Source organism: Microbulbifer weihaiensis (assembly GCF_048323715.1).
Classification (GTDB): Bacteria; Pseudomonadota; Gammaproteobacteria; order Pseudomonadales; family Cellvibrionaceae; genus Microbulbifer.
The window spans coordinates 157,391-171,279 of record NZ_JBLWFL010000004.1; the positions used below are offsets into that span (position 1 = coordinate 157,391).

General features: G+C 56.6%; 11 protein-coding genes and 1 pseudogene. 6 read left to right on the plus strand and 6 right to left on the minus strand.

From position 1 onward, the window contains the following. Positions 1 to 38 precede the first annotated feature (38 nt). The 3 genes from dapD (at position 39) to ACNKU7_RS05410 (ending at position 4,739) form a co-directional block, all read left to right on the plus strand. The gene (dapD, locus tag ACNKU7_RS05400; RefSeq protein ID WP_418295942.1) at positions 39 to 1,070 is read left to right on the plus strand and encodes a 2,3,4,5-tetrahydropyridine-2,6-dicarboxylate N-succinyltransferase; all 1,032 of its coding nucleotides are present in this window, start codon (positions 39 to 41) and stop codon (positions 1,068 to 1,070) included. A 418-nt stretch (positions 1,071 to 1,488) separates the two neighbouring features. Next, the gene (gene dapE, locus ACNKU7_RS05405) at positions 1,489 to 2,619 is read left to right on the plus strand and encodes a succinyl-diaminopimelate desuccinylase (protein ID WP_418295943.1); all 1,131 of its coding nucleotides are present in this window, start codon (positions 1,489 to 1,491) and stop codon (positions 2,617 to 2,619) included. A gap of 158 nt (positions 2,620 to 2,777) precedes the next feature. After that, complete coding sequence (locus ACNKU7_RS05410) at positions 2,778 to 4,739, plus strand: alpha/beta hydrolase family protein (protein ID WP_418295944.1); 1,962 nt, start codon at positions 2,778 to 2,780, stop codon at positions 4,737 to 4,739. A gap of 1,107 nt (positions 4,740 to 5,846) precedes the next feature. Here the strand turns inward: ACNKU7_RS05410 and ACNKU7_RS05415 are convergent. From ACNKU7_RS05415 to ACNKU7_RS05425, 3 genes are all read right to left on the minus strand, one after another. Continuing rightward, the gene (locus ACNKU7_RS05415) at positions 5,847 to 6,206 is read right to left on the minus strand and encodes a hypothetical protein (protein WP_418295945.1); all 360 of its coding nucleotides are present in this window, start codon (positions 6,204 to 6,206) and stop codon (positions 5,847 to 5,849) included. Positions 6,207 to 6,213: 7 nt separating this feature from the next. Beyond that, entirely contained in the window at positions 6,214 to 6,765 is a 552-nt protein-coding gene (locus ACNKU7_RS05420) for a flavodoxin (protein WP_418295946.1), read from the minus strand. A 253-nt stretch (positions 6,766 to 7,018) separates the two neighbouring features. After that, complete coding sequence (locus ACNKU7_RS05425) at positions 7,019 to 7,489, minus strand: Spy/CpxP family protein refolding chaperone (protein ID WP_418295947.1); 471 nt, start codon at positions 7,487 to 7,489, stop codon at positions 7,019 to 7,021. Between the two features lie 228 nt (positions 7,490 to 7,717). Here ACNKU7_RS05425 and ACNKU7_RS05430 point away from each other — a divergent pair, with 228 nt between their 5' ends. From ACNKU7_RS05430 to ACNKU7_RS05440, 3 genes are all read left to right on the plus strand, one after another. Then, the gene (locus tag ACNKU7_RS05430) at positions 7,718 to 8,422 is read left to right on the plus strand and encodes a response regulator (protein WP_418295948.1); all 705 of its coding nucleotides are present in this window, start codon (positions 7,718 to 7,720) and stop codon (positions 8,420 to 8,422) included. 3 nt (positions 8,423 to 8,425) lie between these two features. Further along, positions 8,426 to 9,799 carry an ATP-binding protein gene (locus ACNKU7_RS05435; RefSeq protein WP_418295949.1) on the plus strand — a complete coding sequence of 458 codons (1,374 nt, stop codon included), beginning with the start codon at positions 8,426 to 8,428 and terminating at the stop codon, positions 9,797 to 9,799. Between the two features lie 123 nt (positions 9,800 to 9,922). Continuing rightward, positions 9,923 to 10,642 carry an SRPBCC family protein gene (locus ACNKU7_RS05440; RefSeq protein ID WP_418295950.1) on the plus strand — a complete coding sequence of 240 codons (720 nt, stop codon included), beginning with the start codon at positions 9,923 to 9,925 and terminating at the stop codon, positions 10,640 to 10,642. Positions 10,643 to 10,701: 59 nt separating this feature from the next. On the opposite strand, the gene rluB is transcribed toward ACNKU7_RS05440, so the two are convergent. The 3 genes and pseudogenes from rluB to ACNKU7_RS05455 all read right to left on the minus strand — a co-directional run. After that, the gene (gene rluB / locus ACNKU7_RS05445) at positions 10,702 to 11,655 is read right to left on the minus strand and encodes a 23S rRNA pseudouridine(2605) synthase RluB (RefSeq protein WP_418295951.1); all 954 of its coding nucleotides are present in this window, start codon (positions 11,653 to 11,655) and stop codon (positions 10,702 to 10,704) included. Next, positions 11,652 to 12,647, minus strand: a complete 996-nt coding sequence (gene scpB, locus ACNKU7_RS05450; protein WP_418295952.1) for an SMC-Scp complex subunit ScpB — start codon at positions 12,645 to 12,647, stop codon at positions 11,652 to 11,654. The genes rluB and scpB overlap by 4 nt, the downstream gene beginning before the upstream one ends. Positions 12,648 to 12,914: 267 nt before the next feature. Next, positions 12,915 to 13,778: pseudogene (locus tag ACNKU7_RS05455) on the minus strand (segregation and condensation protein A); the annotation flags it as partial. Positions 13,779 to 13,889 lie beyond the last annotated feature (111 nt).

Consider the following 13,889-nt stretch of genomic DNA (forward strand, 5'->3'; position numbering starts at 1 on the left):
CGCCTACACAGAAACAGATTCAGGAAAAGGAACACACAATGAGTAACGTATACAGCATCGGTTTTGGCGTCGGCACCTGCAACAGCAACGGTGAGTGGCTGGAAGTCTACTTTCCCCAGCCTCTGCTGAACCCTTCCGACGACATCGCCGCTGCGGTAACCGGAACCCTCAACATCGAAGGCGGCAACCAGGCCCTGACACTGGAGCAAGCCCAGCTGCAACCGCTGGCGGATCAGCTGGAAAGCGCAGGCGCCACCGAGCAGGCGGCAATCCTGCGTCAGTTCGCCGGCAGCGAGCGCCCGCTGGTCGCGGTAGTACTGCACAGTGACGAAGCGCCGCAATCCGTTCCCGAGGCCTACCTGAAGCTGCACCTGCTGTCTCACCGCCTGGTGAAACCCCACGGCACCAAACTCGACGGCATCTTCGGCCAGCTGCCCAATGTGGCCTGGACCAACCAGGGCGCCATCGACCTGCAGGAACTGCCGGCGCGCCAGCTGGAAGCCCGCCTGAAAGGCGAGCTGCTGGAAGTATCCTGTGTCGACAAGTTCCCGAAAATGACCAACTACGTCGTGCCGAAGGGCGTGCGCATCGCCCACACTGCCCGCGTCCGCCTGGGCGCTTACCTGGGCGAAGGCACCACCATCATGCACGAGGGCTTCGTCAACTTTAATGCGGGCACCGAAGGTCCTGGCATGATCGAAGGCCGTATTTCCGCTGGCGTCTTCGTAGGTGCTGGATCCGACCTCGGCGGCGGCTGCTCTACCATGGGTACCCTGTCCGGCGGCGGTAACATCGTGATCTCCCTCGGCGAAGGCTGCCTGCTCGGCGCCAACTCCGGCACCGGTATTCCGCTGGGCGATCGCTGCACCATTGAATCCGGCCTGTATATCACCTCCGGCACCAAGGTTGCCGTACTGGACGACAAGGGCGCGGTGGTTGAATCGGTGAAAGCGCGTGATCTGGCGGGCAAATCTGATCTGCTGTTCCGTCGTAACTCTGCGACTGGTGCTGTTGAGTGCCTGACCAACAAGAGTGCGATTGAATTGAATGCGGAGTTGCATAGCAACTAATTTTTCGCATTTAAGTTACCGGATCCGCTTGAAGCAGGTCCGGTGGCGCCAGATCATCAGGGGGAGCCTTTCGGAATCGCTGTGGATACCTCCCTGTACGCTCCGGCGGTGCCATCCATGGCACCGACGGTTCCGAAAGGCTCCCCCTGATGCTCTGCCTTCAAGCAAACTACGGTGCTTCGATATCAACAGCCGAGTAGTTACCTCTGTGTTCGAAAAGTAATTTGAACTTAAACGCGAAGGCCTGCCTGCCGGGGGCTGTTCGCGAGACCTTCTAAAACAGGGATGTTTTAGAAGAGCCCCAATGGATGGGTTAAGGGGGGACGCCTAGTCCGTGTCTCGCGAACAGCCACCAGCAGGCAAGCCGCCACAAAACAGGAACAGTGCTCCAAACAAAAAAGCCACGGAGCCCAAAACTATGACCCCAACAGTACAACTCACCTGCGACCTGATCCGCAGACAATCCGTCACCCCAGAAGACGCAGGCTGCATGGAGCTGATGCTCGAACGCCTGGAAAAAATCGGTTTCAAAACCGAACACCTGCGCTTTGGCGATACCGACAACTTCTGGTCCGTACGCGGTGAAGAAGGCCCGCTGTTCGCCTTTGCCGGCCACACCGACGTGGTGCCAACCGGCCCAGCGGCCAACTGGCAAAACCCGCCGTTCGAACCCAAAATCATCGACGGCATGCTTTACGGCCGCGGCGCCGCCGACATGAAAGGTTCGCTGGCAGCGATGGTAGTGGCCTGCGAAGAGTTCGTCGCTGCGCACCCCGACCACAAGGGACGCATCGCATTCCTGATCACCAGCGACGAGGAAGGCCCGGCCAAACACGGCACCGTGAAAGTTGTGGAGTGGCTGGAAGCGCGCAACGAAAAAATCACCTGGTGTCTCGTCGGTGAACCGTCCAGCACCACCCTCGCCGGCGACGTCATCAAGAACGGCCGCCGCGGCTCCCTCGGCCTTGAACTCACCGTGTTCGGCATCCAGGGCCACGTTGCCTACCCGCACCTGGCGGAAAACCCAGTGCACAAACTCGCACCGGCACTTGCCGAACTGGCCGCCGAAGAGTGGGACCAGGGCAACGACTTTTTCCCGGCCACCAGCTTCCAGGTATCCAATATCAACGGAGGCACCGGTGCCACCAATGTGATTCCCGGAGACGTCAAAGTCATATGTAACTGGCGCTTCTCCACCGAGACCACCGCCGAAGACCTGGAGCGCCGCGCGCGTGCCATTTTCGACAAGCACGGGCTCAAGTACGAAGCGGACTTCAACCTCTCAGGCCAGCCCTTCCTCACCGCCGAAGGCCCACTGGTGGAGTCCGCTCAGGCCGCCATCCGCAAAGTCACCGGCCGCGAGACCGAACTCTCCACCGCCGGCGGCACCTCCGATGGGCGCTTTATCGCCCCTACCGGTGCGCAGGTTGTTGAGCTGGGCCCGGTGAATGCCACGATTCACAAAGTAGACGAGTGCGTTAAGGCTGACGACCTAGACTTGGTGAAGGACATGTACCGAGAAATCTTGATCGGGCTACTTGCAAAGTAGTTTTCGAGTATTCCTTGACGCTTGTCACATCTCTGCCGCCTAATTTCCTATAAAAAAGGAAAGTTGGCGGCAGAGTAAATTGATCACCCAAGCCCCCCTCTTGGCCCAATTACTTTCTCTCCCAGAACCACTCAGCGACCGCACTAAATGGAGCGTTTATGCGCGTGCAAGCCTTTACCTTTGCAGCTTTACTATTTACCTACCTAACCTTTAGCTCTTCCCCTGCTTCCGCATCTGTAGCGCTGGAAAAATTAGTCCAGCACAGTAACATTCACCAAGTGAAGATTTCACCTACAGGTAGCCACTTGGCGGTTTCACGCACGATAAAAGGTGAGCGCGTACTCCTTATTTTGTCGATGTCCTCACTGGAGGTAACGGGTTCACTGAAATTCCGAGGCGATGAGGAAGTAGGTAATTTTTACTGGGCAAATGACGAGCGGGTTGTCACGGAGGTAATCACCAAAAGCGCAAGCCTCGAAGAACCACTCAACTATGGTTCTCTATACGCAATTAATGCCGATGGAAGTCGAGGAAAGAACATTTTTGGATACGCAGCCGGCGAACTTCAAACTGGCAGCCACATCAAAAAAGCTGAATCTACCTATGCGCATGCTACCGTCATCGATCCCCTGCAAGATGACAAAAATGAAATCCTTGTATCCACCTACCCATGGGCCCGAGACTGGGAGACACTAGGCGATGTCTACCGCCTAAATATATACACAGGGGTGCGCCGACATGTCGTTGGACTTCCACAAGTAGGTGGGCGGGCATATACCGATGGGCGGGGAGAGCTGCTCTTTGCCAATGGCACCACTCGGGAATATAAGTATGAGCTCTTTAGTAAAGCAGATAAAGGCTGGTCAAAGGTCTCTCACCCCTTTTTACAAAACGCAACTCCGGCAGGTTTCGACCATGAAGAACAGCTGGTTTATTTGGTCGCTGACCAACCGGAAGATACTGAGGCTCTGATCACCTGGAATGCAAAAAAGCAGACGATAGAGAAAGTTTTTCAAAGTGAAACCTCCGACATCAGTAAGCTAATTTTGCACCCAAAAACCCAAAAGCCTATCGGCGTCTACCTGAATCCTGATTATCCAGAAGTTAATTTTTTTGATGAAGGTGACGGTTTTGCAGCTTTTTACAGGGGATTAAAAAAGGCCTTCGATGGATTTCACATTGACTTCACAAGCTTCACCCGAAATGGCAACAAAGGGGTAATGAGAGTTTCAGGTGACCGACTCCCTGGCGACTACTTCCTCGTGAACCTCGAAAGCAAAAAAGTAGATTTCCTGCTTTCTTCTGCTGAATGGTTAAACCCGGAAGAGCTGAACCCAATGCAGGCCAAATCGTTTGAGTCATCCGATGGTCTGAGAATCAGTACCTACCTGACCTTCCCCAAGGGAGGCGAAAAAAAGCTACCCATGATTGTTATCCCTCACGGCGGCCCACACGCACGAGATTATTGGGGGTATGACCAGGATGCACAGATACTCTCCCAAAATGGGTATCTGGTTCTGCAGGTAAACTTTCGCGGTTCTACCGGATTCGGCAACCTCTTCCTTGAGGCCGGTAAAAACGAATGGGGCGGCAATATTCAAAGAGATATTAGCGAAGCCGTAAATTGGACTATCCGAGAGGAATACGCAGACCCGCAACGTATTTGCATTTATGGCGCCAGCTTTGGCGGATACTCGGCGTTAATGAACCCCATTCGTTACCCTGAGCTTTACCAGTGCGCCGTTGGCTATGCAGGCGTATACGACCTTGCCCTATTGTATAAAGAAGGAGACGTGCGGCGCCGAGATCGGGGAATTGCCTATTTGAGTGAAACAGTAGGGCAAGATCAAAAGGATATGCAGGAAAACTCCCCGATCTATCATACCGAAAAGCTCCAGCTGCCCCTCTTCATTGTACATGGCGAGCAAGATGAGCGGGCCCCGATCTCACATGCGCTGGCACTACTAGAGAGACTTAATGGTCAGGGAAGAAGCGTAAAAACACTCATAGCAAAAAATGAGGGACATGGATTTTACAGTGCAGAGAACAACCTGCAGCTCTACACCCAGCTTCTGACATTTTTTGACCAGCATATCGGCATTGGGGCAATGGATGAATAAACCGTTCAGGCCTTCCCCATTCCCCCCAAGTATTGGCGTTGCAACACTGCAACGCCAATTTATGCCTCTTAAGCTGTTTGGTTGATAGCGTACATCCGGCTTTTGCCGACAAATAATCGGAGAAAAATGGTCATTAATCACCGAAAAAACATCGCTGACCACGGCCCTTTTGGCCTACGAGTTCCTGGCCGCCTGTCCTGATAGCGGTGATGAGGGTGAGGGTGAGGGTGAGTATGTTCTTACCCTAACTGAAGTAGGGAACTTTAGAAAGTCCTGTTTATCTCCATTTCCTTCACGCTCAGCGCCCAGACTCGAGCCTGCTTCTCCATTCGCGAAGGTGCCAACGAAGGCACTCCGCCAGCTAAAATCACCCTGTTCGTGACCAAAGCAAAACCCCAACGGATCGCGATTCAACGACTGAACTGCGCTTTACCCATACCGTACCGGAAAGCGGTGACATCGATATTTACATCGATAACGAATTTGAGCAGACATTTTCCAGCAAACTCCCCTTCGGGAGCACATCCGAGTACGGTGCGCTTATGAAGATCCAGCTGACCAACCTTTCAATTGATATGACTCCGGCAGCCAGCTCCGGTGTTTACCTTGCACGAAAGGCACTGGACATGACATAGGGGGCAAGGCCCCCTACTATTTTATCGGTGACCTTTACGACTGGAATGGCGTTAAGCTCACCAGTAACGTTCGCCCCCTCGCCACCCGCGCGAAGCTCCGGCCCACTAATGTTTCCAGCAATACCTGCGATTACTTACTCGTGAAACAGCAAGAAAACTTCTCCTCGCTGCCCCCGGAAGAGACCAGTGGCTGGGTACCCCCCCCCGGGGAACCTACGACCTGGTCGTTACCCAGAGCGACTCTGACACAACTGCCTACTTCGACACCATCAAGTTGGGCGCCAATGGCGAATACAGCGTCATCACCAAAACCGCCGACCCAACTGCTGCCGATACAATCTATTTCGACGGTTTCGAAACAACTGAGTCCGGGTAATCGACGCCCAAAGGCTTGACTCCCCTACATCGGGAAAAAAAGCCCTCGGTTTCAAGCGAGGGCTTTGTGTGTGGGGGGGGCAAGCAGCCACAGCTATTAGTGCAGTCGATCGTGACTGGAACGCTCGTCAGGCTCTAAACCATGGGCCATCACAAAGTAATAAAGAACCTGCTCCTGATCGTCGGCCTCCGACATCAAATCAAAGATGACATCGTCCTTTTCACCGGGCGACACGCGCACCGAAGTAATCAGCTCCGGCTCAACGAAAACCTCACCCACCATACGCTTGCCGCGCATTAGCTGAACCAGCAGGGTTCGCGGATTTTCCTGGGAAAACCGCCAGTGGTAATCATCGTCGTCGTATAGAATCGAGTCCGGTGTGCCCAGTCGCAGAATACAATTGGTGTGTTCCGCCAGCCAGGCCCAGAAGTCCTTGAGAGAAATAGTGTCGGTCATTACCGGATCAATCCTCAAGTACGGTGACGCTATCAGAGCCACCCTCGAGGGCAAATTCCTCGGCGATCTGCTGACACCAGCGGTTGAGTCGATCCGCGGTCATTTCTTCCTGCTGGTCTTCATCAATCGCAAGGCCGACAAAGGCGCCCTGCCCTTCGATTTCCGCTTTGGAGGCTTCAAATTCGTAGCCCTCGGTAGGCCAGTGCCCGATGATCGCAGCCCCATTGGCAACAATGACATCGTGCAACATTCCCATGGCATCCAGGAAGTAGTCTCCGTAACCAAACTGATCACCGAGGCCGAACAGCGCTACGGTCTTACCGCTGAAGTCAATTTCCTGCACGTCTTCCCAGAAATCCTCCCAGTCAGACTGGATCTGACCGAAATCCCAGGTGGGAATACCGAAAATCAGCTGATCGTAATCGGCTATCTCAAGCTGGGTCACATCTGCAATATCGTGGAGATCTACCCGATCCGCACCCAGACGGGCGACGATACGCTGGGCAACACCTTCCGTATTGCCTTCATCACTGCCGTAAAACAGGCCGATCTTGCTCACTTTCTCTCCTCAAACTGGCAAAAACCAGGGTCTAGTCGCCCCGGAGCGGCGGGCATTTTCCCAACATTAGGACTTCCCAGCAAGTTTGGCTGCCGGCTCACAGTACAGGCATAAAAAAGCCCCCGCAAAGCGGGGGCATCAAGGGGGTCGTTTGGCCGCCGTCGGGGTGAGCACGGACAAACCCCATGAAGCTGTGACTGGCCGGGCGGATCAAACGCGATTCACCCGGCTTGGGAGGGAGAAGCGACGCCTGTTACTGACTCCGCTCTTTCCAGCGCTGCTCGCGCTGTTCACGGCGCGCCTCGTGCTTCGCCTTCATTTCTTCAAGCTTGGCTTTCTGTTCATCGGTGAGAATGGATTCAAGCTGAACACGCTGTTCATGCATGCGCTGCATCTTGGCCACTTCCAGCTGCCCCAGTTTCGCCCCGAGGCTGTCGAGCGTAGCCTGATCGCCGCCGCCATCTATCGCCTCCATCAACTGCTTGCGCAGTGCATGCATTTCCTCGCGGGCCGCCGCGCGGGACGCCTTGTTCGCATCGCGATTGGCTTTCAGCTGAGCACGCTGCCCCTCGGTCAGATCGAGCTCATCAGCCATGTGCTCAAGCATGCGATGCTTGTGGTGACCCGGGCCGTGGTCGTGATCCGGGTATGCCATCACCATACCGGGAGCCACCAGAGCTCCACTCAAAATTGCGCTACCCGCCAGTGCTTTCCACATTTTCATATGACTGTCCTCTATGGTTGACGCCTATCGACCGGTAGATCGCGAGGCCTTTCGTTTCACGTTTTCCGTTTCGGCAGGTGCATACTAGGCTGGCGCACTGTAAACAGGGGATAACGGCGGTAAACATTTGTTAAGAACGGTAAAACAGCCGGAATGCCAGCACAGTCGCCCCCCCGGCTACGCATATAATGTTCCGCAACCAAAGTTATCGAGAACTTGAGATCCCATATGAGTCACATCCTGCTGGTAGACGACGACACCGAATTGACCGAGCTGCTGGAAGAGTTCCTGGCCGGGGAAGGATTTGACGTGACCGTGGCCAATGATGGCGGGCGCGGGCTGGAGCTGGCGCGCAAACAGGATTTCGATGCCCTGGTGCTGGATGTCATGCTCCCCGTCCACAACGGGTTTGATGTTCTGCGCAAGCTGCGCGAAGACACCGGCTCTGCGGGCCATTCGCTGCCAGTGCTGATGCTTACCGCCAAGGGCGACACTGTCGACCGCATCGTCGGCCTCGAGATGGGTGCCGACGACTACCTGCCCAAACCCTGCAATCCGCGGGAGCTGGCGGCGCGTTTGCGTGCCGTGCTGCGCCGCGGCCGCACAGAAACCGCAACCAGCGATAGCAACCTGAGCAGTGGCCCGCTGCAGCTGATGCCGCGGGAACACCTGTGCTCCTGGAGCGGGGAGGCCGTCAACCTGACCGGTGCCGAATTTTCCGTCTTGAAAGTTCTGGTGGAAAACGCGGGCGAGGTAGTCAGCAAGGAAGTACTCACGGAAAAGGCACTGGGGCGCAAATTGATGCCCTACGACCGCTCCATTGATGTGCATGTCAGCAATATTCGCAAGAAACTTGCCGAGCGAGGCGCCAGCAGGGAGTTGATCATCAACATCCGCGGAGCCGGATACATGCTGACCCAAAGCCAGGTTTAACCCATGAGCAGCCTTTTCGGCCGTATGTTTCTCGGTGCCTGGCTTACTGCCGTAGTGATGGTACTGGCCTCGGTGTACATCACCCATTTCCGGGAATTCGGTGACCCGCGCCAGAAAGATCGCTGGGAAGGCCCCGAGCTCTTCCGCGAAATCACCCACAACCTGCGCATGACCCGCCGCCACGGCTCAGATCATTTCCAGCACTGGCTGGAACAACAGCCAAGCAACGTGCAGCAAAAGGTTTTCGCACTCGACCGCAACGGCCGGGAAATACTTGGCCGCCCCATTCCCCAGTCGATGGCCCCGCTCATCGCCTCCCTCAACTACCGCAACCGCGAGGCGCATGGACTGGTAGACAAGAAGCCGACGGTCGGCTTTTTCCTGCCACAGCGGGACGGCGGAAATCTGCGTGTCATCTTTATTGCCGGTAAGAGCAAGGAGCAGCTGCTACTGCGGTTCCTGCTGGATAATTTCTGGCCCATCCTGGTGCTCACCACGCTGGCATCAGGGCTCGCGTGCTACTGGCTCGCGCGCTACCTGAGCAAGCCGCTGGACAACCTGCGCACGGCAACCCGGCGGGTGGCTGCCGGCGACCTGAGTTACCGGGTCACCCCCACGCTGCGCGGCCACAGCAGAGAACTCGGCGAGCTGGCGGCCGACTTCGACTCCATGACTGCCCAGCTGCAGGAATCCATGACCGAGCAGCGCCGCCTGATCAAAGACGTATCCCACGAGCTGCGCTCACCCCTGGCCCGACTGCAAATTGCACTGGGCATCGCTCGCCAGAAAAACGTCGTCGCGCTGGATCCGGAGCTGGACAAGATCGGCAAGGCCGCGGACTACCTCGAAGACATCATCGCCGATATTCTTTCACTGCCAGTCAGCGGTAGCGATGAACGCCCTCTCGACGATGTGGTGGAAATCAACAGCCTGCTGCAGGCGCTGACGGACGATCTGGGAGACGAAGCCCAACAAAAACAGGTGCGGTTTGCCATCCGCAGCAACAGCCATGAGTTACTGGTTGCCACCCGCGGCAGCTCGTTGACGGCGGCACTCGAAAATGTCCTGCGCAACAGCATTAAATACAGCCCGGAATCCAGCCAGGTCGACATTTCAATCGAAGCCACCAACACCCACTGCCAGATCCGTGTGACAGATGCCGGTGAGGGCGTACCGCCACAGGAGCTGGAGGCGATATTCCGCCCGTTCTACCGAACGGACGAAGCCCGCACCCGGGAAAGTGGGGGTTTTGGTCTCGGTCTCGCCATCGCCCAGCGCACCATTGTCCAGCACGGGGGCAGTATCGATGCCTTCAATGCGCCAGATGCGGGGCTCTGCGTGCGGATCAAATTACCCCTGCTGGACGACACCTTCTGATTACGGACCCTGATAGCTGAGGGCTAGTGCCAGCCGGCAATCGCTGGCGCGCCCCATTGCCAACCAGTAAACTCCCAGAGGTTGTATGTAAGGAATTCCGACTACCATTCTGGGGGATCCGCCATGCGCTGGATAATGTATATCCTGACTTTTCTCGTCTTGCTGGTGCTCGCCGGCTTTCTTTTTCCACGAGTAGCGACCACCGAGCGCAGCGTCTACATCGCCGAGCCACCGGAAGTGGTCTTCCCCTACCTGAACAATTTCCAAAATTTCAATAAATGGTCACCCTGGTACCAACTGGATCCGAACGCAGAGTACACCTACGAAGGCTTTCCGGAGGGCAATGGCGCAACCATGCGCTGGAGCAGTAAAGATCCCAAAGTGGGCAATGGATCCCAAACCATTACCGCGAGCGAACCTTACTCACATATCGCCACCACCCTGGACTTCGGCACTCAGGGCACTGCCAGTGCGGACTTCAAGCTGGTTCCGCAGGGTGGCGGCACCAATGTGACCTGGTCTTTTTCTTCAGAAATGGGCGCTGGCCCCCTCGCGCGCTGGATGGGACTTATGGTGTCCCGCGTGGTCGGGAAGTCCTATGAAGATGGGCTGCAAAAGCTCAAAACCGTGGTAGAAAAAGAAGCAACCGAAAGCCCGGATCGCATGCCCCAGCAGCCCGAGGACGATACCCGGGAAAGCAGCCCCGACACCATCCAACCGGATGAGATTGATCCAGGTATGGAAAACCCGATTGTGGACGATGAAGACCCGGAGGGCTTAAACGACGATGACGGCGACGCAATCGAGGACTTCCAGTCGGAAGAGCCCCCACAATTACCCTAAAAGGGCATCCCCCAAAAAAAAGGCGGCCATCGGGCCGCCTTTTTTGCAAGTTTTGCTTGTTACGACTTTTTCCCGTGCCTTGCGGGTCTCGCCGGTTTCGCTGGCCTGGTCGGCTTTACCGGTTTAGTCGGTTTAGTCGGCTTGGCCGGGTTGGCCGGCTTAGCCGCAACCTTTGCGGAGCGCGCGGTGGTTTTACGCAATTTGCGCCGCTGGCGTTGCAGAGTCTCCTTTTCCGCCTGGGTCAGCGGACGCTGCCCCAGCTTTGGCAGCCCGGCCGTGATACAGAGATCGTCGATTTCCTTCGGCTCCATCTCGACCCACTGCCCTACCCGCACGTGAGAGGGGATAAAGACGCTGCCGTAGCGCACTCGCTTCAGTCGGCTGACACGCACCGCCTGGGACTCCCACAGGCGACGGACTTCGCGGTTGCGACCTTCCATGACCACACAGTAGAACCAACGGTTGCTGCCTTCCCCTCCGCTTTCAACGATATCGGTAAAGCGCGCTTCCCCGTCTTCGAGCAGCACACCGGTCGTCAGTCGTTTCTTCATTTCATCATCGACTGTGCCCTGAATGCGCACCAGATACTCGCGGTCAATCACTGATGACGGATGCATCAGCTTATTCGCCAGTTCGCCACTGTTGGTAAACAACAGCAGACCACTGGTATTGAAGTCCAATCGTCCAACCGATATCCAGCGCCCACTGTTCAGGCGCGGCAAGCGGTCGTAGACCGTAGGACGACCTTCCGGGTCATGGCGGGAGCAGATCTCGCCAACCGGCTTGTTGTACAGAATCACCCGCAGGCGCTTTTCTTCACTACTGGGCAGGCGCTTGCCATCCAGCTCGATCAGGTCGTCATCGGTCACGCGCTCACCAAGGCCAGCGACCGCGCCATTCACAGTAACGCGGCCGGCCTCGATCGCTCGCTCCATTTCGCGGCGCGATCCCAGCCCGGCCCGGGCCAGTACTTTCTGCAGTTTTTCGCCTACCGGCGCTGCATCATCACTCATGTAATTTGGTTTTCCGGCGTATTCATTTCCTGGCCATCGAGATTCTCGTTGGCCTGCTCTTCGGAGCCCAGCTCCTGTTTCACGTCTTTTTCCGGCTCTGGCTCGCCTTCCGGCTCCCTATCAGCGTAGCCCTGTCCGGAATCTGTATCCGGGGTCGCCACTACAGCAACACCCTCTTCAACCTCCTGCGCGTATTCTTCCTCAGTCTCAATACTGTCGTCTTGTGCAGCATCGTCCAGCGCATCGTCGGCTTCGGCGTAGGAATCCTCAGCATTAGCTTCGCCCATAGAGACATCCTGTTCCGCTGTCACGTCGGCCATTTCAACCTCCGACGCATCTTCATCCTCAGTATTGATGGCGTCGTCCATTTCTGCTGCTACGTCGCCGTCCGCCTCACCTTCGCTCACGTCCGCCGCGGGCGTCATGGCATCGCCAAGATCCAGCGCCGCATTGAGGCTCTCGATGTCCCGGATCTCTGCCAGAGTCGGCAGGTCCTCGAGGCTCTTCAGATTGAAGTAATCCAGAAACTCCCGGGTGGTTGCGTACAGCGAAGGCTTGCCCGGCACATCCCTCTGGCCTACGACCTTGATCCAGCCGCGCTCGGAAAGGCTCTTAACAATATGCGAACTCACCGCCACGCCGCGGATTTCCTCGATGTCACCACGGGTAATCGGCTGGCGATACGCAATAATTGCCAGGGTTTCCAATGTCGCCCGTGAATACTTCTGCGGTTTCTCTTCCCACAGTTTGTTGACCCACGGAGCCAGATCCTCAGGCACCTGAAAGCGCCAACCACTGGCCACCTGGCGCAGTTCGAAGCCTCGCTCGTGGCAGCTTTCCGCGATTTCCTCCAGAGCCTGTTTCAACTCCGGCTTTTCCGGGCGCTCGCCTTCGTCAATCAATGACAGCAACTTGTCCTCTGACAACGGCTGACCTGAAGCCAGCAGTGCGCCCTCGACTATCCGGCGCAATAATTCCGGAGCAATACTCATTTCAAAACAATCACTCGATTATCAGCTCAACGCCGGCACTTCATCGCCGTCGACAGCCTTGTTTTCCGGTTCCGACTCTTCGACTTCGTCGCTGTCGAACAACCCCATTTCGACCCCGACCGCTTGTTCATGTCCGCCGACTTCTGCCTCCTGCGACTCGTCAGCGAGAGTACCTTCGGTGAAAGTGCCTTCGATGAACTCATCACCGACGTCCTCCCCAGAATCACCGGCATCCCAATCCGTGTCGACATCGGCAGCTTCCTGCGCATCGCCGCGGGCTCGCACATGAATCACGCCGAAAGCCTCGTTCTGCACCAGCTCGACCAGCGATTCCTTCACCAGCTCCATCACAGCCAGGAAAGTCACCACGACGCCCAACCGGCCCTCTTGCGCACTGAACAGGTTTACAAAGGGCACAAACTGGCTATGCCGGAGTTTGTCCAGTACCTGGGTCATACGCTCGCGGGTAGACAGTTTTTCCCGCTCAACCTGGTGACTTTCAAACATGTCGGCCCGGCGCAATACATCAGCCAGAGCAACCAGCACTTCTTTCAGATCCACATCCGGCTCCGGGCGCGTCAGCTTGCGATCCGGGCCAGTAGCGCTCGCCTGATGGATGTCGCGCCCCATACGCGGCAGCTCATCCATGTCTTCGGCGGCGGTCTTGAAGCGCTCGTATTCCTGGAGCCGGCGAATCAGCGCTGCGCGAGGATCCTCACCCTCTTCCTCTTCTGCCTCCGGCGGGCGGGGCAACAGCATGCGCGATTTGATTTCCGCCAGCATGGCGGCCATCACCAGGTACTCCGCCGCCAGCTCGAAACGCAGCGAACTCATCATCTCCACATACGCCATGTACTGACGCGTGATATCCGCAACGTTGATTTCCAGGATATCCAGGTTCTGCCGGCGAATCAGGTACAGCAGCAGATCCAGAGGCCCCTCAAAGGCCTCGAGAATAACTTCAAGTGCGTCTGGCGGGATATAAAGGTCACTCGGCAGGTCGGTAAACGCTTTGCCGGCCACCATCGCAAAAGGCATTTCACCCTGGCGGGGTTGGTCTTTACCACCTTCAGCGGCAGCCTCTTCTGAGGCTACGACGCTGTCACCGGACTCTACTGACTCACCGTCCACCTCGGCGACTTCCGTCACGACCGAATCCCCCGCGGGAACTTCAGCGGCGACTTCTTCTCGTTCTTGTACTTCGTCAATGGACACACTGCAGCCCTTCGGCAATACCAAACG